Below are 20941 nucleotides of genomic sequence, written 5' to 3'. Positions count from 1 at the left end.
ATGGTCCCGCTAACAACGTTTCGTTAATAACGGAACGTGAATTAGATGTGAAGGGGCATCCATGGCGACACTCCCTCAGGCACTTCCTCTGGCGGGCATACGCGTCCTCGACCTGTCCACCGTCCTCGCCGCGCCGGTCACGGCCACTTTCCTGGGCGACTTCGGCGCCGAGGTGGTCAAGGGCGAAGAACCCGGGCGCGGCGACTTCACCCGCGGTGCGAAGGCCGGAGCGCGATCCCCGTACTGGGCCCAGGAGGCGCGCAACAAGAAGTCGGTGACCCTGGACCTGCGCACCGGACGTGGACAGGACCGCAGACTGGTCCCGCACTTCGACGTCGTGATCACCAACTACCGCCCGCCCACCCTGCGTTCATGGGGACTGGACCCGGACGCGCTGCGCGCACTCGCCCCAGACACCGTGCTGGCGTACGTGACGGGATACGGGCTGACCGGCCCCTACCGCGACCGGGGCTCCTTCGACCGGATCGCGAGTGCCTTCGCCGGCCTGACGTACGTGACCGGTGACGCCGACCGGTCCCCGGTCCGCAGCGGCTATTCCACGATCGACTACATGGCCGCCTATCTCGGCGCCTTCTCCGTGGTCACGGCGCTGTACCACCGCGACACGGCGGGGGGCGGCGGTCAGGTCATCGACCTCGCGCTGTACGAGGCGGGCTTCCGCGCCTCGGAGGACGCGCTCACCTCGTACGCGACAACCGGCCGAATTCGTGAGCGAATGGGCAACCACAACCCGCAGATCGTTCCCGCCAGCGACTTCACCACGTCCGACGGGCGCCGGGTCTCGATTCACGCGGGCACCGACGCACTCTTCCGCCGCCTGGCCATCCTCATGGGAACACCGGAGCTGGCCGACGCCCCCGAGTACGCCACCCGCGCGGTCCGGGCCGAGAACGCCCATGTCCTGTACACGATGATTGCCGACTGGGCCGCCACCCGCACTGCGGACGATCTGACCAAGCTGCTCAGCGAGGCGGACGTTCCTGCCTCGCCGCTGATGAGCATCGCCGCCGATCCGCACTACCGGGAGCGGGGCACACTCGTCACCGTCGAAGACCCGGACTTCGGCGAACTCCCCATGGTCGCACCCCTGCCCCGGCTGTCGAAGACCCCGGGCAGCATCCGCCCTGCGCGTGGCAGTCCTGCGCACACTCGGCGTGGCCGCACCCCGGCCAGAGATGCTGCGTGCCCTCGAACGGACAGCGGACATCCTGCGCGCCCAGGGCCACGATGTACGGGATGACGACGCGGCTCTGCCCGGAGCCGCGGACTTTCCCGCGCCGTTTCAACTGCGCCAGAAAGTCCTGGCCCACAACCGGCTCCTCGGTGTCCTCGACGACTTCACCACCCGACGCGCCGATTTCGAACCATGGTTCGCCGACCTTCTCGACGGCGGCCGCAACATCGCACCGGCCGAATTCGCCGCCTACTGGGCGCACCGTTCCCTGCTCGACCGCTGGACGGCCGAACTCTTCGACCGGTTCGACCTGCTGCTCATGCCCACCGTGCCCACAACGGCATGGCTCGCGGAGGGGCCGGACGTGGCAACAGCTGTGCGTGAGCGGACGCTGCCGATTTCCTACACCTCCGTCTTCAACGACACCGGGCACCCCGCAATCAGTGTCCCCGCCGGCGTGGGCCCGGACGGCCTGCCCTGCGCGGTACAACTCGTCGCCCGACACCACCGCGAGGACCTGTTGCTCGGCGCCGCACAGGTGGTCGAGACCGCCGAGGGCACTCTGCATCCCCCTGCCTTCGCCACCCTCGCCTGATGTGACGGGCCGCCGACTGCGCCGAGGGCGAGATGCATTTCGCCGACAGGCGGCAGGTTTCAAGGAGACCGGCGCGCTGCCGGGCGAGGACCTGTATGTGCACACCGGGGGCGGGACTGCGGAGGCTGCTCCGGCCGCCCTTCTGGCCGAAATTCGCATGGGATCCGGGATCCCGGATCCGGGCATCGCGACAGTGGCGGTGCGCGTGGCCCCGTACGAGGAGGGGGAGAAGCCCACTTCCGAGCCGGATCGGCACACAGCTGTCGCTCTGCTGGAACAGTCCCGCCAGGCCCTGCCGGTCTCGAGTCTTGAGCCGGGCTTGTCAGTGGCGTGGTGCATGATCGGCACGTCGGTTCTTCGAGGGAGATGGAGGCGCCATGCCGATCACGAACCAGCAGGTGACTGAGTACGCTTTTCTGCAACAGCTCTACGCGGACGAATACTTTCCGGATCACGTCGTCGACAAGGGCAGGGCGATCCTGCTGAGGCTGTGCGAGCGGATCGAGGCAGTGCGGCCTGCGGATCTGCCGGCCCTGTACGTACTCACGGAGGCGGCGACGGAGGAGTTCAACCTGCTGGAGGCCGAGTTCGAGGCGGCAGGGAGCGAGATCGAGACGGTTGCACGGGAGGAGATAGCCGAGGACTTCTGGTTTGTGGCGTCGGTCTACGGATTCTCGCACGCCGATACGGAGGAGCTGATCGCCGCCAGGGATTGGTGAGCGACGACTGGAAGACCGAGGCGGTCGGCCTTGTCGATCCACGGCGGGGCGCTACCCCGGGCCGGGTCTCCTTCGATTGCGGACCCGGCCAGGGCAATTGTGGGCCGTCCGACTTCGAAGCCACTCCTGCGACTGACAACCGACGATCGCTGAGTTCCGCCGCCGATCGGGCGTCAACGTTGCGAGGCGTCCAGGGCGGCGAGACCGCTGCGGACAGCAGCAGACGTCTCGTCGAGCTGCTCCCGTTCATGAACGCGCCAGTCGGCACCTATACGAAATGGATCGCCTGCGAAGCGAGGGATGACATGGAGGTGCACATGGAAAACTTCCTGGAATGCCGCTTCACCATCCGCGAGGAGCAGGTTGACGCCCTCGCACCGCAGGCCTGATCGGCGCAGTGCCCGCCCGAGTCGGTGTGCCACTTTCCAGACCTGGACGCCGTCGTCCTCCTGAAGGTCCTCCAACCCCACCGCGTGAGTCTTGGGAACGACCAGCAAGTGGCCCGGGTTGACGGGCCGGAGATCCATGAACGCGATCACCGAATCGTCCTCATGGACAATGCTGGCATCCGCCGCACCGCGCCCTATCGTGCAGAAGATGCATTCGTTACCCACCACAGCCGCATCCTCACGCTCCGAAGTACCCGTGCCGATCACCACATCAGAAGAGTCATGCGAGCGCGAGTGAATTCGGTACCGACGGCCATCTTCGTGCAGCCGTGCAGTGATGATGGTGGTCGGGAACGCGTCTGTTTGCACCTCTATCGCTCCGTACATCACTCAAACTCGCTTGATGCAGCGGCAGGTTGGAAGCACGTCGTCGGGCAGCCGTGGCCGGGACGGGCCGCGTTCAACATCGACGGCCCCGAGCCGGAGCCGTACGAGCTGGCCGAAGTGCCGGTGGGCATCGAAGCAACGGCACTGTCATCCGCACACCGTGGACGTAGGAATTGTCCGGGCGATCAGGCCGGGCTGCTCGGTGAATCTCGGCTCAAGCGGCTTATTGAGCCTGCTCGGTGATCATCTTGAGCATGGCCCGGGGTGTGTTGTCTTCGGAGTCGATTCCCTGGACCACCTCGGTGCCTTCAAAAGTGACGGCCTCGGTACTCCGGGCGAACATCGCCTGCTCGTGTTCGGCGAGCGCGGCTTCGATGTCTTCGGGGGACGCGGCGAGGGCACGGCCGAGTTCGGCGCCGTCGAGCATGGCCAGGTTGGCGCCTTCGCCGTTCGGCGCTGCGAGGTGAGCGGCGTCGCCGAGCAGGGTCACCCCCGGCACCCGGGCCCACCGGTGCTCGGCCGGCAAAGCGTAGTGAGGGCGCAGAACAGGCGCGGTATCGGCGTCCGTGATCAGCGCGGTGAGCTCCGGCGCCCAGCCGTCGAACTCCCTCGCGATCCGCGCGGCCGTGGCGGAGGCATCGGTGAAATCGATGGCGGCAAACCAGTCCCGCGGCCTGGACAATGCCACGTAGGCGTGCAGGGTGTCACCGCTTTCCCGGTGAGCGAAGATCTCCTTGCCCGGCGAGGGCGCGATCATCGACCCACCGCCAACCGTCTTCGCGGTGCCGGTGTGCCGGGTGTCGGCGTCGAATAGGTAGGTCTCGACGAACGACGTGCCGACGTACTCGGGTGTGGCGTCGGAGAGCAGTGGCCGGACCCGCGACCACGCACCGTCCGCGCCGACCAGCAGCCGCGTGACGACGGTGCCGCCGTCGGCGAACGTCACCTCATGACGGCCCTCGCCGAGGGCACGGGCGCCGCTGACCTTGTGCCCCCACCGGACGGTGTCGGCCGGGAGAGAGTCGAGCAGGATCCGTCGCAGCTCCCCGCGCTGTACCTCGGGGCGTCCGCCCGTGCCGTCGTCGGCCATCTCGTGCAGGACGGTCCCGTCTTGCTCGACGAGCCGCATCGCCTGGCGGCCTTCGATGACGATGGCGTGGAACTCGTCCATCAGGCCGGTCGCCTTGAGGGCGAGCTGCCCGTTGTAGTCGTGGATGTCTAGCATCCCGCCCTGCGTGCGCGCCGTCGGGGAGGACTCGGCCTCGTAGACCGTGATCGGGATTCCATGGACGTGCAGGACGCGGGCCAGGGTAAGTCCGCCGAGTCCGGCGCCGATGATCGTGACGGGGGTGCGCATGGGGGCTCCTCGAGGTCGGGACCGCCCAGTGATCTCCGGCGGCCGCTTCCGGAAAGGTGCCAGCCCCAGCCGACAAGCCGCCGACATCGAACTCACAGCCCCCGACAGATGGCCGACAGGCCCCGGAACGGCGTTCAGCCCGGCGTCCGGATCGATCGTGCGGCGGATCACCAGGGCGAAACGCTGCGCAGTGCCGCGTCGCCCGCTTGATGGAGGCGGTGCAGGAGGCGAGGGCCTTGGCCGATCGCACGGAGCGTTCACCACCAAGCTCCACCTGAGCGGGGACTGACAGGGGCGCCCGCCCTCCCACGTCGCCGCACCAGAACAGCGGGCGGACTGCACCCAGTTCACGCCAGTGCCGGAGAAGATCCGCGTCCCGCGGATCGGGCCCTCGGAAGCATGAGGTGGCGCGCCGTCAGGTCCTACTCATCCGGGTCCCAGGCCAGGAGCAGGTCGAAGAGACGTCGGCCGCCGTCGAGCTTCAGGGAGTCCACCGGAATGCGGCTGTACAGGGCCAGGACCAGCTCACCGGCCGTGCCCCGGGCGGAGGCGTCGGCCGCGTCCGGGGCCTCGCCGGCAGCGGTGGCGGGCATCGCTCCGGTCATGGGAAGACGAGTGGCCCGCACGCCGTCGGCGGCGAGCGCGAGGCGCCAGGAATGGCCCTCGGTGGCGTGGTAGTCGACGACAGCGGGCTCGTGCGGCCAGGCGTACGGCCCCGCGCAGCAGGTGGACAGGAACTCGTCGACACCGTCGAGTGCCGCCTCTTCCGGCAGCGGCTGCGGGTCGCCCACGGTGATCTGGGCGTCGTAGGTGTGCACCGTGGCCTCCTGGACCTGGTGCCGGGCGACGGCACCGCTGGTCTGCGGCGACTGCGACCCACCCCACCACGTCCAGCAGCCCCGATCCGGGCCGGACTCGCGCAGTGCGCTCAGCAGCAGCTCCGTGGACTCGGCCGACCAGGCCAGCAGGGCCTCGCGCTCCCGGGGCGCAGCGAGGGCTACCTGCCCGGACCTCTCGGCCGGGGGAGCGTCGGCAGGCCCTGCGGCGACGGTGGCGGCCCAGAAACGGTGCACCCCGCCCAGGTGCCGCACCAGATCCAACAGCTTCCACTCGGGGCAGGTCGGCACCTGCACGTCGAGGCTGGGCGCGGAGGCGACCGCGGCCCGGAACGCGACCGACCGTTCGTCGATCAGCCGCAGCAGAACGGGAAATTCCATAGTCTTTTGCACGCTGACTGTCTATCACCGTGCTCCGACAATCGGACAGGGATTTTCACGGCCGACGCGGCGGGCGCGCGGCCCTGGCCACGCGCCCAGCCCTCGCCGACCCGGCCGCGCGGCAGGAAGGCCGTACGCCGTCGCGCAGAGCTATGCGCTCGGGCCATGGCATGCGTTGCCTCTTCAGGAGGCGTCCGGGCGAAGCGTGCATCGGGAGCGCAGGCGGTCAGCGGTAGGCGGCGAGGAAGGCGCGGACGCCGGCGGTGGCGTAGCGGTCGAGTTCGGCTTGGGTGTGCTGGGGGCCGCCGTGGAACATTGCCTTGTTCACCGGGATCCACAGCAGTAGACCGGAGAAGTGATTGGCGGCCAGGAGCGGTTCGTCGATCCGGAGCAGTCCGTCCTCGGTGAGGCGCTGGAACGTGGCTGCCAGGGTGACCAGTACTCGCTCGAAGCCCTGCTCGTACCAGGCCGCGCCGAGCTCGGGGAAGGCATCCGCGTTGGCGATGACCAGGCGCCGCAGCTGAAGCACCTGAGCCTGCGTGAGGGTGGTGAGGAACTGCCGGGCGAGGCGGGTCAGGTTCTCGTCGAGCGTATCGGCGTCGGACGGGATGTCGGCCACCAGGTCGATCACGCCGTCGATGCGGTCGGTGGTGGCCAGGACGATCTCTGCGAACAGCTTCTCCTTGTCGGAGAAGTGCTTGTAGACGGTCTGCTTGGACACGGCCGCCAGCTTCGCGATGTCGTCCATGCTCGTGCCGGAGTAGCCCTTCTCCATGAAAACCGTGGTCGCGGCCTCCATGATCGCCTGGCGCTTGCGTGCCGATCGGCCCTGCTCGTTCGCTTCCATGCCGTCTCCCTGACATGACAGTACTGGACAGTCCAGTTCATCCATGAGTACTGTACCGTCCAGTTCCCAACAGTACTGAACCGTCTAGTTCTGTGTGGTATTCGCGACCGAGGAGGACTTCCATGGCCCAGACGAACAACGCCCCGATCACTGCCAGCTCCACGATCTCGACCTGGCGGGCGACGCGGGTCCTGCTGGCCGGCGGTATCGCGGCGGGCCCGCTGTTCCTGGGTGCGGGCCTGATTCAGGGCTTCGCCCGTGAGGGCTTCGACTTCACCCGCAACGCCATCAGCCAGCTCAGCCTCGGTGGCCTTGGCTGGATCCAGGTGACCAGCTTCCTGCTCACCGGGGTGCTGGCCATCGCCGGTGCGATCGGGATACGGCAGGCACTGCGCGATGTCCCCGGTGGGGTCTGGGCCTCGCGGTTGGTAGGCGTGTTCGGTGCCTCGTTCCTTCTTGCGGGGGTTTTCACCGCCGACGCCGGCGCCGGGTTTCCGGCCGGTACCCCGGAGAGATCGGGCGCCTCGATGAGTGCGCACGGCGCCGTCCACATGCTCAGCGGGATGGTGGGTTTCCTTGCGCTGTGTGCCGCGTCCTTCGTGCTGGCCAGGCTCTTCGCCGCCCAGCGTCAGCGCGGCTGGGCCATCGCCTGCCGCCTCGTGCCGGTGGGAGTTCTCGTGGGCTTCGCAAGCTCCTCTGTCGCCGTCCTGGCCTTTACGGCCGGAGCGGGACTCGGACTCCTCTGGCTCACCGCAGTGTCGGCCAGGCTTCTCGCCGCCGCGCCGACGGCTCAGCAGTAGGCAGAGCCCCTGTGGCTTGCAGGACGGGCGAGAACGAAGCGACAATCCAAGATCACTGAGCATGGAGAGATGGGACACTGCGACATGACTGAACCGGCAAAGGGCCCTGCCAGCTATTTCCCTTCGATCGAGAAGAAGTACGGCCGTCCGATCACGGAGTGGAAGGACCTCATCAGGTCCTCTTCCCTGACCAAACACATGGAGCTCGTCTCGTGGCTCAAGACCGAGCACGGCCTCGGTCACGGCCACGCAAATGCCCTCGTCGCACACACCCTCGCCGAAGACAGCGGCAAGTGAACCGTCCTCGCCCCGTACCGGGGGAGGCGTCGGCACGGTGATCCATGGCTCGCCCTGGCGGGTGGCGACCTTCAACCCGCGCCCGCCGGGCCGTCGGCCGGTGCGGCGATCAGCCCGGCCAAGCCTCTGGTCATTCGTGGTGCGTATCTCGAAGCGGATATGGAGTCGTTTGAACTGGTGGAGCCAGGCGCGGGTTTGGCTCGAACGCCCCGGCTCGCCGAACCCGCTCGACGACGTGCTGCTGGACCGGCTCGCCATCGCCGCCGCGGCGGCCGTCGAGCGGTACGGCCCGGCCCACACCACCATGGCCGCCCCCGCCCTCGTCGAACTGGTGGTCAGCTCCGACAGCGACGAGGCGGCCAGAGCGCGGGTGCTACGGCTCCTGGGCTTCGCCGCCGACCTGCCGGTCCACGTCATCGCCGTACGCTCGCAGCTCCCGCTCGACCGGATCGGCGGCCTGGTCTGCCCGGCCCGCCCGGTGAAGGCGGCACCGCTCGCCGACTTGGGCGTCATCCTGGCCGCCGCCATCGACCCGGCCGGGTTTCCCGCAGACGTACGTGCGGGCATCGGCGCCGCCGAAAGCCCCGGCCGATCATGGCGCCAAGCCCGCACCGCCCTCCGCTTCACCACCCCACGCGAACCCGTCATCCGCTACGACGACCAGGGCGCGCTGGCGCTTCTCGCCGAGATACCTCCGGACACCTCGCGCGACAACACCGATGTGGCCGCGATCACCCGCGTGACCGGCAACCATGACGATCTGGAGACCCTGGACGCCTACTGCACGACCGGCTCCCAGCGCCGAGCCGCCGGCCTTCTCCATCTGCAGCACAGCAGCGTCGCCCGCCGACTCGAACAGATCGGCAAGACCCTTGGCATCGAACTCGCCGATCCCGCCGGACTGTTACGCGCCAGAATCGCCCCTACCGCATGGCGCCTGCTCAACGACTGAGGGAGACCTGCCACGACACCGTGGGGGACGGCGGCCCCGTCACCGTCCTGTGTATGCCGCACCGGCTGCTCGTCCTCCCCGGCCGGTTCGAGCCCGAGGAGCTGCGTCCCCGCAGGGGCACCTCATGGAGACATCGGCCGGGGCGATCTCCTCGGCCCCGGTAGAGACGACAAGGTCAGGCACGGGGATCCGGGCGAAGCCAGTGGGCCCCAGTGGTCCAGCCCAGGAAACAGCGCCCCCCGCCCGAGTCCGGCGAGCCCCCGGCTGCGGCCTGGCGCAGGCCGGTCAGTGCAGGCGCGAGCCGAGCCGCCACATGACCTGGATAGCGGGCCATCTCCTCGTCCAGTCGGGCGATCACCAGGGACTGTTCCGCAGGACCGCAGAGCGACAGGTGGAACACCATCTGGCGCCATGCGTATGCCCCGTCCTTGATCGTGGACAGCGGTCGCGGGTTGCCGTGTATCCGGGCAGTCAGCAGGCACACGGTGGTGAAGCAGCGCCGAGCCAGGTCTCCCCAACCGGGCTCGGGACTGATGCCGATTCGGCCGGCCAGGGTGGCCAGGTTGTGTGTGGTGAGGATCTGGGCCTGCTCGATGACCTTGCCGTTGGCTGCCACGGACCAGCTCCGGGGGCCCGAATCGCCGGCCCGCGCTGCGCACAGCTTCGCGAATCCGGGCGAGGTGCGCGCCCGATGGGTACGGCGCAGCGAGTCGCTCGCCTCGGTGATCGCGAGGTTGCGGACCGCCGCGTAGTCGATGCCGTAGTAGCGCTCGTACAGCGTGCCACCCAGCAATTCGGCGGCGACCCTCGCCGCAGCAAGAAACTTCGGTGTGAAGGTGCCCATGAAGATGTCCGAGGCCAGCTCCTCGACGAACGGTGCGCCTGCCTCGGCCTGCCGAGCGAGCACGCTGAGTTCGCGCACCAGAGGGTTGGGCAGGAGTGTGCCGGGGAAGGCCTGCACGGCCAGTTCGCCGAGTTGACGCAGCGCGGTGCGCGCAGCCTCCTGCCCCTGATCGTCGACGCGGTACTGGGCCACTGCACGTACCCAGGGCAGCTCCTCGATCCGTACCTGCCGGGCGAGGTTGAGCAGGAGCAGCGAACGGCGGTTGCGGAACGCCCGGTAGTTCGCGGCCATCAGGGTGCGCAGCGCCAGGTCCTGATACGCCTGCGAACCGGTTGACGCGACCAGCTGCGGCACCAGTTCGGCCAGGACCTCGGCCGAGGGCACCACACCGCGTTCCACGAGCGTACCGATCGGAGCGCTCAGCGCGGCTTCCACGACGCGTCGCACCGCTACTGGGATCACCGCCCCCGCGGGCAGCCCGGTCTCCGTGGCCTCGCGGACCGAGACGTCCGCGATCAGTGGTGACACATCGGCCGCGCCGGTCTGCTGCGGGAGTCCGGACAGTCGGCGCAGAACGAGTTGGGCGAGCGCGTGGTGCGAGGGCTGAGCCGCCTGTGCCGCCTGGCGGGCGCGCAACTCGCGGTGCTGTCCGGAGCCGGGACGGCCACGCCGTCGAACCATGGACTCCACCGCGTGGCGCAGCAGCCCGAGCCGGCGCGCGTCCAGCGGCCGACCTGCGACGGCTTCCTCCAGGGCGCCGCGCAGGATGCCCAGGTTCTCCTTCGGGTCGCGGTGCTTGGTGCAGCGCGGGTGGGTCGCCGCGAGCTCCCGGTAGCGCCGCAGGAGCATCTCGCCGCGCTCCCGCCAGGTCTCGTCCAGCACGCGGTCCAGCACGCGGCCGGTCCCGGCTGTTTCCAGCCAGTGGGCCAGCAGTTCGTCGCCGAAGGGCTGCCAGACGGTGAGCGCCTCGCGCTGGGTCTCCACCGCGGAGTGCGGCCGTCGGGCGGACAGGGACGCGCCGACGTCGCCGACCGTGCGTCGGTGGACCGCCTGAACGTCCGGCGCCGGCAGGACGGACGGCCGAGGCATGAAACGCAGCCGATCGGCCCACGGTTCCAGGATCTCGACAAGCTCCAGCGCACCGGTCACGTCCCCGGACCGCACCAGCCACGCCACGATCAGCAGCGCGGCTTCCTCGGGCACGACGATCTCGTAACGTCCACTGTCGAGCAGCGCGTACAGCCGTGCCAGGCCGGGTTCGGTGAGGCAGTACGCGAACAGTGCCCGACGCTCGACGGGCACTCCTGCCAGGGACGCGGCCTCGAGCTCATACGGTTGGAGCGGGCCCTCGGCGCTCGCCGCGGAGGTGGCGAACCCGCCTCGTACGACTTCCGGGGTCACCCAGGCGGGCAGCCCAGCCACCGGGGTGCGTGAGCCGATGGTCAGGCGGCCGTCGGCCATACCGGCGAGCACGGCCTGCCAACGGTCGACGCGGCTCGCGGCGCGGCCCCGGGTGTCGGCTACACCATGGGTCAGCCGGGTCAGGAAGGCCTGGGCCTGCATGGCCTGGGGGTACGTTGTCGAGTCTCTGGACCCTGCGGAATGCTGCTGCTCAGCGTCTTCGCTCATAAGCCGACGTGGCAGGTTCCGCCCCTGCGCCCTCCGGGTCCAGAGCCCGGTGCTCTGCTACTGAGCTACACGCCGATGAACGTGAGGCTAGGCGTCTGTCCGAAGTCCGTGCAAGCGCATTGTCCGAGCGAACCGCCTTCGGTAGCCGGCAGCCGGTAGCTGGTTGCCTGCTGACGACGGGACACCTTCGCAGGGGCACCTTCGACGGGTCGGGCGCCGGGGTCGCGGCCCGTCCGCACCAGGTCCTGTCCGTCGAAGCGACCATCTGGGCAGCCGAGGTCACCGCCACCGCAGTACGCGACGCCGGCGTGACAGAACCGGTGCTCCCGGCCTCGCACAGAGCGTGTGAGCGGGCTACAGGCCCTCGGGACCGGAACCGGTGACGGGCGAGTACGCGACCGCGTACGGCACGCCCGGGTGTTTTCCGAGGCCATCACGCAGGCGACGCGGCAGCCTTGTCCGTCTGTATGGTGCGGCGCCCAAAGCCGCTCGTCACACCATGCCCGCTGCAAGAACGGCCGAGGGCGCAAGGCCGTCGTCGTCATATAGGAGCTTCGCCGACCACAGCCGCCACGAGGTGCGGAGAAGCCAGAGCCTCTCCCTCAATGGGTGTGTCTCTCGTGTGTGTCGCTGGAGGTCCGTCGGGGACGATCGGCTCGAACGCCCACCCTGCAAGCAAGCCCTGAGCCCCTATACGGTGATGCGATCCTGTACCCTCCGCATGCTGAGAAGGATCTCCACCCCAAGGAGCGGGCAGTGCTCCTTGAGCAGCGACGGCCGCTGCGGCAGCAGAGGTCAGTGATCGGCTGCGGTAGGCACTGAGTCCTCTGCCTTTACTGAATGCCGGACACGACCTGCCGTTCCTTGCTCGGCCCGACCGCCTGAGCCGCCCTCCGCAGGTCATCGCACCGCACATGTTCCAGCCGGCCAGTGCCTCGGACCGGCCCGCGGATTTTGGTGACAGCCTCGCCGCCCAGCTCATGCAACTCCTTGAGGGAGGACTCGTCGCCCCCGGTGACATCCTCACCGACAACATCCGCATCGTCACCGCACTCGGCGGGGATCTGCTGCCGCCCACTTCCTCTTCGGGGGACAGCTGTCTGGGGCGGGCGGCTTCGCAAGCCCCGGGAAGCCAGCGGTCGCCTGCGGCGGCGGGCGGCCCGCCAACTGCTGGATCAGCGAGCCTCTCTTGCTCGCGCGAGCATGGGCGCCGCTGCCGGCGGCAGGTGCTCTGGCAGGGGCAGGCTCCAGAACGCACGAAACCCGCCCAGCGATCGTCGCGGGGCGGGTGCCGTGCAGGTGCAAGCTGCTCAGGCCGGGGTGATGTTCTCCGCCTGCGGGCCCTTCTGGCCCTGGGTGACGTCGAAGTTCACCTTCTGGCCTTCCTGGAGCTCACGGAAGCCGGAGCTGGCAATGTTGGAGTAGTGAGCGAAGACGTCGGGGCCGCCGCCGTCCTGCTCGATGAAGCCGAAGCCCTTTTCCGAGTTGAACCACTTGACGGTTCCGCTGGCCATTTTGCCCTCCAAGGGGACTGGTAGTCGGCTCCCGCACCGTGCGGGGACCGGAGGTGATCGCCTTGGTCCTCAGAGACGTTGAACAGCAGAAACGCCCGTGGGAACGTTCACGGGCGACCAGTACTTCGGAACCATGACAGCTAACCCTGACGGTACACCGGTAGTTCCGCCTTCATCGCGGGAACGCGTGAGGAGAATCCCAAGATGTCACATCCGGGCCCCGGTGCCTTGCCGCACGGGACGGCCAGCAGTGCGTCGGGCCGGTTCGAACCGACCAGCCAGGTCTGCTCGGAGTGCGGGCCCAGGACCGTCCCCAAGCCCTCGGCGCATCCGGGAAAGGTTGTGTGCCGCCTGCAAGCGCGGTGCACGACCCCTCTCTGACAGTCTCGACTGAGACGCCCGGTATATCGGGTTAGTCTGGATGGGCGAGACAGGAGACCCCTCAGCATGGCCAGCACTACCCCGATACCCGCCTCCGGTGACGATCCGGCGCCGAAGCCGAAGCGGCGGACGTTTTCCGCGGAGTACAAACTGCGGATCGTTGCCGAGTACGACGCCGCCCCTTCCGGCGAGAAGGGCGCCATCTTGCGGCGTGAGCGGCTGTACCACTCGCACGTAGTCGAGTGGCGCCAGGCTCGGGAAGCCGGCGCGCTGGACGCCCTGGCTGACCGGCGGACCTCGGCGGTGCGACCAAAGAAGGCCGCTGAGCAGGCCGAACTGGAAAGGCTGCGCAAGAAGGTCGCACGGCTGGAGAAGGACGTGGCCCGCCGGGACGCCGCGCTGGAGGTCATGGGAAAAGCCAACGCGCTCTTGGAACTGCTCTCCGAGAGCGCGGACTGAAGCATGCCGTCGCACCGGTGGTGGATGAGGCGTTCGCCGGCGTCCAGGGGCAGTTGGGGACCACGGCGGCCTGTCGGCTGACCGGACGCTCGCGCGCCACCCACTACCGCCGCATCAACCCCAAGCCGAAGCCCGCGCCGTCCCCGAGACCCGCGCCCGCCTCGGCCCTCTCGCGGGCCGAGCGGGCCGAAATCCTGGGGCTGTTGAACCGGCCGGAGTACGCCGACCTGCCGCCCGCGCAGGTCTGGGCGCGCGAACTCGACGCCGGAAACTACTGGTGCTCGGAGCGGACGATGTACCGGATCCTGTCCGCCGCCGGGCAGAACGGCGAACGCCGCCGCCAGGCCACCCATCCCGCCAGGACCATCCCCGAGCTGGTGGCGACCGGCCCGTCGCAGGTTTTCACCTGGGACATCACCAAGCTGCCGGGCCCGGACAAAGGCATCTGGTACCACGCCTACGTCATCATCGACATCTTCAGCCGCTATATCGTCGGCCACACCGTCGAACGGGCCGAAACGGCCGAGCGGGCCGAGGAGTTGATCCGCGAGACGATCGAGCGCAACGGCGTTGTCCCCGAGACGGTGCACGCGGACCGCGGCACCTCGATGACCAGCAAGAAGGTCTCCCAACTGCTGATCGACCTCGGCATCACCAGGAGTCACTCGCGCCCCAGGGTCAGCAACGACAATCCGTACTCGGAAAGCCAGTTCAGGACCACGAAGTACACCGCCGACTACCCGGAACGGTTCGATTCGCTGGCCCATGCCCGGGAGTGGATGGACGCATTCATCACCTACTACAACCACGACCACAGGCACTCCGGGATCGGCCTGCACACCCCCGCCTCCGTCCACTTCGGCACCGCCAAGGAGGTCCGTGACCAGCGGGCCGCCGCTCTCGCCGAGGCATACGAACGCCACCCCGAACGCTTCGCCCGACGACCGAGGCCACCCGAGATACCCGGCCAGGTCTGGATCAACGACCCCGCCAAACGCATGGAACCCGAACCACAAGGTTCATAGCACCACGAACGTCTCATTTGACTTGACAGCTACCGGACCGGGACCACGATGCCGCGACGAACGTGGGAACGACGATGGCACGGTGGTCGCAGCCTGTGGAGCGCAAATCCGACCAGGACACGTCCTGGCACAGCACGACGAAGCAGGAAGCCAAGCCAAGAAGTCGTCGATTCCCACCTGATCGCCTCTCAGGTCCAGTCCCTGATGGGGGCAGGTTCGGAGTCGATCAGTCATACTCGCGCACTGGCAGCACTCGTATCCCGGGGAGCGGTAGCGTTCCGCGGATTCACCGGCGACTGGCTGCAGGTGCAGACGTCGGCCGATCTCGTTGTCGCACCGCCCCGGGAGGACATCCTGTGCTCGCCCCTACCGTGGGACTGTAAAACGTTCGGTGTAACTCCCGATCATGGAAGATGCATCGATGACCAGCAATAACGTGACCGAGGCCGAGTCCGTCGAGCCGTCTGAGACGGTGCCGGCGAAGTCTGTGGACGACCGGCTGATCGATGAATTGGTGGGACGGGCTCAGGCCGAGGGCCTTCAGCTGACCGGCGAGGGCGGGCTGCTCCAGCAGCTGACCAAGCGGCTCCTGGAGTCCGCTCTCGAGGGCGAGATCACCGACCACCTCGGCTATGACAAGCATGATCCGGCCGGGAAGAACGGCGGTAACTCACGCAACGGCACCCGGGCCAAGACCGTGCTGACCGATGTCGGCCCGGTCGAGATAGTCGTGCCCCGAGACCGGGAAGGCAGCTTCGAGCCGAAGATTGTCAAGAAGCGGCAGAAGCGTCTGTCCGGCGTGGACGAGATGGTCATCTCGCTCGCGGCCAAGGGCCTGACGACCGGTGAGGTTCAGGCCCACCTGGCCGAGGTCTATGGCGCCGACGTATCGCGCCAGACGATCTCCACGATCACCGACAAGGTCCTCGAGAGCATGGCAGAGTGGCAGAACCGGCCCCTCGACGCCGTCTATCCCGTGATCTTCATCGACGCCATCCACGTGAAGATCCGCGACGGCGCGGTCGCCAACCGGCCCATTTACGTGGCCCTGGCGGTCACGACCGAAGGCCGGCGGGACATCCTCGGCCTGTGGGCCGGCGACGGCGGCGAGGGCGCCAAACACTGGATGCACATCCTCACCGAGATCAAGAACCGCGGCGTGAACGACGTCCTCATGCTCGTCTGCGACGGGCTCAAGGGCCTGCCCGACGCCGTTGAGAACGTCTGGCCCCGCACGGTCGTGCAGACCTGTGTGGTCCACCTGCTGCGGAACTCCTTCCGCTATGCCGCCCGCCAGGACTGGGACAAGATCGCCAAACTCCTCAAGCCCGTCTACACCGCGGCGACTGAGGAGGCCGCCCTCGAGCGGTTCGCCGAGTTCGCCGACGCCTGGGGCCGGAAGTATCCGGCGATCGTGCGGCTCTGGGAGAACGCGTGGGAAGAGTTCACCCCGTTCCTCCGCTTCGACACCGAGATCCGCCGCATCGTGTGCACGACGAACGCGATCGAGTCCGTGAACGCCAGGATCCGCCGGGCGGTCAAGGCCCGCGGCCACTTCCCCAACGAGCAGGCCGCGTTGAAGTGCGTCTACATGGCGATCATGTCCCTGGACCCCACCGGCAAGGGCCAGGCCCGCTGGACCATGCGCTGGAAGACCGCACTCAACGCCTTCGACATCACCTTCGACGGCCGCCTCTCCGCAGCCCGTCAGTAACTCCAACAACCTGAGTTACACCGTTCCTTTGACAGACCCGACGGCACCGAGCCTCAGTGACCCGCCCCACCGGCAGCGCAGAAGACCAGGTCAGCCCCAAAACCGCCGCCGCCCTGCGGGCAGCGATGACCCGCCTCTTCGAAGGCAGCCCGCAACGGACCGACGGACGCCTCACGAAAGAGAACCTCTACAAAGAAGCCCAGGTCAGCCGCGCGACCATGAACCGCGCACACGCCATCCTGGCCGAATGGGACGCATACATCGCCGCCCACGGCAAAGCCACTCCCGGCGAGGCCAAGCGCGACGCGACCATCGCCGACCTCAAAAGCGCCTGACCAAGAAGACCCAGGAATGCACGCTCCTGGAGAACAAACTCAAGGCCGCCCACACCGCAATCGCCGCCCTCTACCACGACAACGAATTCCTCCGGCAGCAGCTCAACAAGGACGTCTCAACCACTGTCACGCCCATCCGGCTCAGAGGCCCTCGGCAGCGTCACTGACGCTCAGTTCGATGAGTTCCGCGACCTCTATCTCGCAGGGCCGGAGCCGCAGTCCCGGGCTCGGTGATGGGGTGATCCCGGCTGGAGGGCGCGGTGCCCTCCAGCAGGGCGAAAGAGGGAGGCCTCTTGGCATCGAGGAAGTCGCTGTTTCCTAGAGCTTCCTGTGCCCCGACGGGCGCCCACAGCCGGAACCCCCGTAGGCACAAGATCGATCGAGTGATCTCGCGAATATGTAAACGATTTCCTGTGCCAATGTGCTGGTTAGTGCGCTGACGAATAATCATCTTCGTAGAGCGCGTCAGCGCTGTAGAACAATCCCAGGAGTGAGCTCATGCGTCGAACCGCCGCTGTTCTTGCAGGAACTGCTGCTCTGTCTGCCGTGTTCATCCCACAGGCCGTCGCCGCGCCGGCCGAGATCATCGCCCCGAACGCCAGGGCCGCCGCCGAGGTCAACTTCAACGGTGCTCTGGAGAGGCAGAAGAACGTAACCGACAGCCACCAGGTCTCTCAGGGCTTGTACTGCGTCATCGTCAACCCGAGCGCCGACATCAACCTCTCCAACGCGCTGATCCTCGCCAACGGCGGGCCCAGTACCACCAGCGTCTCAACCATTGGGAAGCCCACCCTGGCGTGCGATAACCGCCGGGACGCCATCACCGTCGTCACGCTGAAGGATGGTCACCCCGTGAACGGCAATTTCACCATCGCTGTTTTGTAGCACCGCAACGAGCTGCCGTGCCCGGCATGGTTCTGTCGGAGCCCCTTGGCCTCTTCAGCTCCTCGCCGGGGGGCGAGCGCCGCCCTGCGGCGCTCGGCCAGCGGCAGGGCGAGCGTGTGCTCGTGGTCGCCATCGGTGATCTTCCGCGTTCCCGTGTGACGGGCAATACTGACGTCTGAGTGCACGCATCGGTCGACGAAGTACTCAGTACCGGAGAGCCCGCCTCACGCTTGAGGACGGCAAGGAACCCGATGTCTCATGAGACATACGGAGCGCGAAGAACTGCCCCAGGCTTGGGGGACCGAGAGCTGGTCGGGGACGCGGTCAGGATGCCAGGGCCACTCGCGTCCGTCCCGGGGCCGTGTGTGTACCTCGTACAGGTCCAGTGGTGGCACCGCCCCGACATGCCTGCCGCCTTCGAGGTGGGCGGTCGGGCCGGCCGGACGGGCGCGCAGCGCGGCCAGCATGACGCGGCAGATCGGCGAGCGTGGCCGGCGGGTGCCCGGCGGGGAGGACGAGGACATCGCGGGCTTTCTCGCGGGGCAGGACCGCACCAACGGTGATGCCCGGGGCCCGGTCGTGCGGGCCGGGCAGGTCCTTGGCACAGGAGATGGTCGCCTCGACCCGGCCGTCGAGAAGGCGGGCGTCGGCGGACCGGGTGAAGGCGCCCTTCCCGCCGATCTGGCTGAGCGGGCCGCGGTGCCGGTCGCCCTCGGATGTGCATCGTGACGATGTCCAGATCGGTCTCGGGACAGCGGCTGCGGAAGAGCTCGGCGGAACGCCCGGTCTGCTCCATGGCCATGCGGCTGGACCGGGTACCCAGCTGTACGGGCCGGGTGGTGACGGTGCTGGTCATGGTGGTCGTCGGCTTTCAGGGGGATGGGGGGTGGGGTCAGCCGGTGGTGTGCAGGAAGACAAGGGCCGCCTGCAGGGTCTGGTCAGGGGTGTACAGGGTGGTGTCGATCACGTGCCCGTCCGCATGGAGCCAGGCGGCGGCAGCTTCGTGGTGGCCGGCAGCATGCCGACGGCGGTGAGCACGCACCGCCTCGCTGCGCCTGACATCCCCGGGGTACTCCCAGCCGGACTCGATGCGCTCCCGCAGGACCGGCGGGGCGGTGTGCAGGACGAGGTGGTGGAGAAGGGTGCCGTTCTGGCGCAGCGGGGTGAACATCTCGGTCGCGGACGCGGGGTTGAGGGCGGTCATGGGCGCGGTGACGGGCACACCGGTATGCCGGGCCAGGGCGGTGACCGGCCCGGTGGTCAGGGTCCGCCTGAGCGGCAGTTCCTGGTAGTCCCGCGGGCGAAGAGCGTGACCGGCGAGTGCGGTCCGCGGAACATCGCCGACGGCCTCCGGGTCGGCGATGACCATGCCGGGTATCGCCTCGCGCAGGTTGGCGGCGAGGGTCCTCTTGCCGCCGCCGAAGAGGCCGTTGAGCCAGATGATCACATGCCCTCCACGGTCGTGGCGGGTGTCCCGCCGTGCTCAACGGGCGCCCGGAGAAGCACGTCTCGGCCTGGCCACTGGAACACCATGCGTGGCAACGGTCTGTCCACTATGTCCCCGGCGGGCAGCAGGCGATCGGGCGTCCCGGCCGGTTACACGGTCAGGTCCGGGTTGTTGCTGTCGCGTACGTCACGGTCCCAGGCCCGCACCGTGGCCGCCAACTGCTGGGCAAGCCACGGCCGTTGCTCTCCGAAGGCATGGACAGCCCACTCCCATTCCCTGTCGGCAGGGCTGTCGCCGTGCCGGGTCTGGACGTGGACGAGGTAGGCCAGTGCGGCGTTGCCGAGGATCGCCGGGGCGTCGCCGTTCGCGATCAGGGTGACGCCGGTGCCCTTCTCCCGGTGGGCGGACAGGCGGCAGAAGCCGGGCAGGGGCGTGGCCGCGTAGAGCTGGAGCGAGCCGAAGTAGAAGCCGCTGCCCATCTTCACCCCGGTGGCGATTTCGTGACGCGGTCCGCGCAGGGCCTCCTCCAACCCCTCTGTGGGGGCGGGGTCGCCGTCCTCGAACCGGAGCCGCAGCTCACTGCCGAGGAGGTCGACGACCGGGATGGTCCGTGCGTGCTCGCCCTGAGCGCGGATGCACCCGCAATGCGTGAACCTCTCCGCGTGCAGGACATCCCCGGCGCGCCGGAACGTGATGGCCCGGGTATAGCCGCCGATCTCGAGCGGCAGGACCAGGGGTCCGCCCTCGGCGAGCTGCTCGCGCCAGGCCGGCGCGACGTCCCATGCGTTATAGGTGATCATGGTTGCGTCGAACCCGCCCCGGGGGACGAGGCGGGCTGGCACACCCAAAACGGCGTCGCCGTGGAAGGCGGTCACGTCTCCGCTGCCGGCCTCCGTGGTGAGCCTGTGGGTGCGGTGCACGATGTACGGGTCGATGTCTCCGGTGACGACCCGTCCGTTGGGGCCGACGACGTGGGCGAGCGCGGCGTTGTAGCCGCCGGACCCGGCCTCGTGCACGACCGCGCCGACCTCCAGCTGGAGGTTTTCGATCACGCCGGTCTGGAGCCAGGCCGCACTCACCGAACTCGTCGGCTTGCCCGTGCCGTCGAGGCGGGTGACGACGGCCAGGTCGTCGTACGCCGTCTTGAGGTCCCTCTCCGACGCGTATCGGTGCCGGGGCACCGTGCGCAGCGCATCCTGAACCTTCTCGGAGGGTGCCCAGCCGTCGGCGACGACAGCCGCGGCCATCGCCTGCCGCCGCCGGACAGCTTCGGCGGGCTCGCCGAGTACGGGCGGCTGCGCAACGGCGAGGGGATAGGTATGGGCGGGCGGCAGGCCGGGGATGACTCCCGGCCAGATGGCGTCGAGCGTCTGCGCGGATGGTGTGAAGATGTTCCCGGCGTGGGCGAGGCCGTGGGGGTCGTGCCACTCTCACCGCTCGAAAAGCGACGTCTCACGATTGGTGAGGGTGCCGGACCAGGCGGTGATCCGAAAAGCTGCCGTCAGGCGGGGCATGCCGTGGCTGTCGTCGGCGAGCATCGCCACCACATACGCGTCGCAGACAGAGGCGGTCAGGCCGGTTTCCTCCGCGAGCTCCCGTATCACTGCCGAGGCGAAGTCCTCCGAACCGGAAGTCTTGCCGCCCGGCGAAGTAGGCCGGTTCGCTGATTTCTGACCGCTGAGTCGCGGGAACCTGCGCCTTGGTGGGCGACAAGACGCTCTGGACGGACGAGTTTATGGCCGACCCGCCCGTCATCGGGGCTCCGACGGTTTCCGTGGCAGTTCCCACGCGCGCGCTGATCGTTCCCCGCCTGCATGGTGTGACCCATCGGTGGATGTTCCCCGAGACCGGGAACGCTCAAGGCCGGCGTCGTCCCGGATCCAGGTGGTCAGCAGGTTCTGCCTTCATCTGCGCATCTCGGACGACGCCCTGTGCGAGCCGCCCGTCGAACGG

The 20941-nt window shown here is 68.4% G+C and carries 20 protein-coding genes, 1 tRNA gene and 1 pseudogene; 11 read left to right on the top strand and 11 right to left on the bottom strand.

The features are described 5' to 3' along the window. The first annotated feature begins 61 nt into the window (after positions 1-61). The 3 genes from OG520_RS01855 (at position 62) to OG520_RS01845 (ending at position 2509) form a co-directional block, all read left to right on the top strand. On the top strand, positions 62-1261 hold the full coding sequence (locus tag OG520_RS01855) for a CaiB/BaiF CoA transferase family protein (RefSeq protein WP_406011917.1): 1200 nt from the start codon (positions 62-64) through the stop codon (positions 1259-1261). Beyond that, positions 1152-1790, top strand: coding sequence for an amidase family protein (locus OG520_RS01850; RefSeq protein ID WP_406011916.1), 639 nt, complete (start codon positions 1152-1154; stop codon positions 1788-1790). The genes OG520_RS01855 and OG520_RS01850 overlap by 110 nt, the downstream gene beginning before the upstream one ends. A 377-nt stretch (positions 1791-2167) precedes the next feature. Further along, positions 2168-2509 carry a DUF5713 family protein gene (locus OG520_RS01845; RefSeq protein WP_406011915.1) on the top strand — a complete coding sequence of 114 codons (342 nt, stop codon included), beginning with the start codon at positions 2168-2170 and terminating at the stop codon, positions 2507-2509. A gap of 173 nt (positions 2510-2682) precedes the next feature. On the opposite strand, the gene OG520_RS01840 is transcribed toward OG520_RS01845, so the two are convergent. The 4 genes from OG520_RS01840 to OG520_RS01825 all read right to left on the bottom strand — a co-directional run bounded on the left by OG520_RS01840 (position 2683) and on the right by OG520_RS01825 (position 6706). Then, complete coding sequence (locus OG520_RS01840; RefSeq protein WP_406011914.1) at positions 2683-3267, bottom strand: HIT family protein; 585 nt, start codon at positions 3265-3267, stop codon at positions 2683-2685. Positions 3268-3508: 241 nt separating this feature from the next. After that, complete coding sequence (locus OG520_RS01835; protein WP_406011913.1) at positions 3509-4642, bottom strand: FAD-dependent oxidoreductase; 1134 nt, start codon at positions 4640-4642, stop codon at positions 3509-3511. A gap of 422 nt (positions 4643-5064) precedes the next feature. Beyond that, the gene (locus OG520_RS01830; protein WP_406011912.1) at positions 5065-5859 is read right to left on the bottom strand and encodes a maleylpyruvate isomerase family mycothiol-dependent enzyme; all 795 of its coding nucleotides are present in this window, start codon (positions 5857-5859) and stop codon (positions 5065-5067) included. Between the two features lie 226 nt (positions 5860-6085). Further along, a complete protein-coding gene (locus OG520_RS01825; RefSeq protein ID WP_406011911.1) occupies positions 6086-6706 on the bottom strand; it encodes a TetR/AcrR family transcriptional regulator C-terminal domain-containing protein in 621 nt (206 codons plus the stop codon). Between the two features lie 122 nt (positions 6707-6828). On the opposite strand from OG520_RS01825, the gene OG520_RS01820 reads away from it, so the two are divergent. From OG520_RS01820 to OG520_RS01810, 3 genes are all read left to right on the top strand, one after another. Beyond that, positions 6829-7506 carry a DUF998 domain-containing protein gene (locus OG520_RS01820; RefSeq protein WP_399333544.1) on the top strand — a complete coding sequence of 226 codons (678 nt, stop codon included), beginning with the start codon at positions 6829-6831 and terminating at the stop codon, positions 7504-7506. Positions 7507-7590: 84 nt separating this feature from the next. Further along, positions 7591-7803 carry a DUF4287 domain-containing protein gene (locus OG520_RS01815; RefSeq protein WP_266431120.1) on the top strand — a complete coding sequence of 71 codons (213 nt, stop codon included), beginning with the start codon at positions 7591-7593 and terminating at the stop codon, positions 7801-7803. A 169-nt stretch (positions 7804-7972) separates the two neighbouring features. After that, complete coding sequence (locus OG520_RS01810; protein WP_406011910.1) at positions 7973-8755, top strand: helix-turn-helix domain-containing protein; 783 nt, start codon at positions 7973-7975, stop codon at positions 8753-8755. 175 nt (positions 8756-8930) lie between these two features. Here OG520_RS01810 and OG520_RS01805 read toward each other — a convergent pair whose 3' ends face one another. The 3 genes from OG520_RS01805 to OG520_RS01795 all read right to left on the bottom strand — a co-directional run bounded on the left by OG520_RS01805 (position 8931) and on the right by OG520_RS01795 (position 12742). Next, complete coding sequence (locus OG520_RS01805) at positions 8931-11228, bottom strand: hypothetical protein (protein WP_406011909.1); 2298 nt, start codon at positions 11226-11228, stop codon at positions 8931-8933. A gap of 3 nt (positions 11229-11231) precedes the next feature. Next, positions 11232-11303: transfer RNA gene (locus tag OG520_RS01800), tRNA-Gln, on the bottom strand. A gap of 1235 nt (positions 11304-12538) precedes the next feature. Continuing rightward, positions 12539-12742, bottom strand: a complete 204-nt coding sequence (locus OG520_RS01795) for a cold-shock protein (RefSeq protein WP_010982331.1) — start codon at positions 12740-12742, stop codon at positions 12539-12541. Between the two features lie 447 nt (positions 12743-13189). Between OG520_RS01795 and OG520_RS01790 the strand changes: the two genes are divergently transcribed. From OG520_RS01790 to OG520_RS01770, 5 genes are all read left to right on the top strand, one after another. Beyond that, positions 13190-13582 carry a transposase gene (locus tag OG520_RS01790; RefSeq protein ID WP_331737243.1) on the top strand — a complete coding sequence of 131 codons (393 nt, stop codon included), beginning with the start codon at positions 13190-13192 and terminating at the stop codon, positions 13580-13582. 17 nt (positions 13583-13599) lie between these two features. Continuing rightward, the gene (locus tag OG520_RS01785; RefSeq protein WP_406011908.1) at positions 13600-14607 is read left to right on the top strand and encodes an IS3 family transposase; all 1008 of its coding nucleotides are present in this window, start codon (positions 13600-13602) and stop codon (positions 14605-14607) included. Positions 14608-15028: 421 nt separating this feature from the next. After that, the gene (locus OG520_RS01780) at positions 15029-16321 is read left to right on the top strand and encodes an IS256 family transposase (protein WP_331747558.1); all 1293 of its coding nucleotides are present in this window, start codon (positions 15029-15031) and stop codon (positions 16319-16321) included. A gap of 56 nt (positions 16322-16377) precedes the next feature. Further along, positions 16378-16656, top strand: a complete 279-nt coding sequence (locus OG520_RS01775) for a hypothetical protein (protein WP_406011907.1) — start codon at positions 16378-16380, stop codon at positions 16654-16656. Between the two features lie 498 nt (positions 16657-17154). Further along, positions 17155-17541 carry a hypothetical protein gene (locus OG520_RS01770; protein ID WP_399330864.1) on the top strand — a complete coding sequence of 129 codons (387 nt, stop codon included), beginning with the start codon at positions 17155-17157 and terminating at the stop codon, positions 17539-17541. Between the two features lie 324 nt (positions 17542-17865). Here the strand turns inward: OG520_RS01770 and OG520_RS01765 are convergent, their stop codons facing one another. The 4 genes and pseudogenes from OG520_RS01765 to OG520_RS01750 all read right to left on the bottom strand — a co-directional run. Then, complete coding sequence (locus OG520_RS01765; protein ID WP_406016397.1) at positions 17866-18222, bottom strand: hypothetical protein; 357 nt, start codon at positions 18220-18222, stop codon at positions 17866-17868. Between the two features lie 211 nt (positions 18223-18433). After that, positions 18434-18988, bottom strand: coding sequence for an ATP/GTP-binding protein (locus tag OG520_RS01760; protein WP_406011906.1), 555 nt, complete (start codon positions 18986-18988; stop codon positions 18434-18436). 149 nt (positions 18989-19137) lie between these two features. After that, the gene (locus OG520_RS01755; RefSeq protein ID WP_406011905.1) at positions 19138-20235 is read right to left on the bottom strand and encodes a hypothetical protein; all 1098 of its coding nucleotides are present in this window, start codon (positions 20233-20235) and stop codon (positions 19138-19140) included. Between the two features lie 183 nt (positions 20236-20418). Continuing rightward, positions 20419-20631, bottom strand: a pseudogene (locus OG520_RS01750) (NUDIX domain-containing protein); the annotation flags it as partial. Positions 20632-20941 lie beyond the last annotated feature (310 nt).

Origin of the sequence: Streptomyces sp. NBC_00984 (genome assembly GCF_045162475.1) — a bacterium.
GTDB lineage: Bacteria > Actinomycetota > Actinomycetes > Streptomycetales > Streptomycetaceae > Streptomyces.
Note: the sequence above shows the minus strand (reverse complement) of the source record. Positions and strands in the feature narration are given on the sequence as shown.

Bases quoted from the DNA above. Each gene is read 5' to 3' on its own strand.
- OG520_RS01855 (WP_406011917.1), top strand. From the start codon at position 62: ATGGCGACACTCCCTCAGGCACTTCCTCTGGCGGGCATACGCGTCCTC.
- OG520_RS01845 (WP_406011915.1), top strand. From the start codon at position 2,168: ATGCCGATCACGAACCAGCAGGTGACTGAGTACGCTTTTCTGCAACAG.
- OG520_RS01835 (WP_406011913.1), bottom strand. From the start codon at position 4,642: ATGCGCACCCCCGTCACGATCATCGGCGCCGGACTCGGCGGACTTACC.
- OG520_RS01830 (WP_406011912.1), bottom strand. From the start codon at position 5,859: ATGGAATTTCCCGTTCTGCTGCGGCTGATCGACGAACGGTCGGTCGCG.
- OG520_RS01825 (WP_406011911.1), bottom strand. From the start codon at position 6,706: ATGGAAGCGAACGAGCAGGGCCGATCGGCACGCAAGCGCCAGGCGATC.
- OG520_RS01820 (WP_399333544.1), top strand. From the start codon at position 6,829: ATGGCCCAGACGAACAACGCCCCGATCACTGCCAGCTCCACGATCTCG.
- OG520_RS01815 (WP_266431120.1), top strand. From the start codon at position 7,591: ATGACTGAACCGGCAAAGGGCCCTGCCAGCTATTTCCCTTCGATCGAG.
- OG520_RS01805 (WP_406011909.1), bottom strand. From the start codon at position 11,228: ATGAGCGAAGACGCTGAGCAGCAGCATTCCGCAGGGTCCAGAGACTCG.
- OG520_RS01795 (WP_010982331.1), bottom strand. From the start codon at position 12,742: ATGGCCAGCGGAACCGTCAAGTGGTTCAACTCGGAAAAGGGCTTCGGC.
- OG520_RS01790 (WP_331737243.1), top strand. From the start codon at position 13,190: ATGGCCAGCACTACCCCGATACCCGCCTCCGGTGACGATCCGGCGCCG.
- OG520_RS01780 (WP_331747558.1), top strand. From the start codon at position 15,029: ATGACCAGCAATAACGTGACCGAGGCCGAGTCCGTCGAGCCGTCTGAG.
- OG520_RS01770 (WP_399330864.1), top strand. From the start codon at position 17,155: ATGCGTCGAACCGCCGCTGTTCTTGCAGGAACTGCTGCTCTGTCTGCC.
- OG520_RS01755 (WP_406011905.1), bottom strand. From the start codon at position 20,235: ATGGCCGCGGCTGTCGTCGCCGACGGCTGGGCACCCTCCGAGAAGGTT.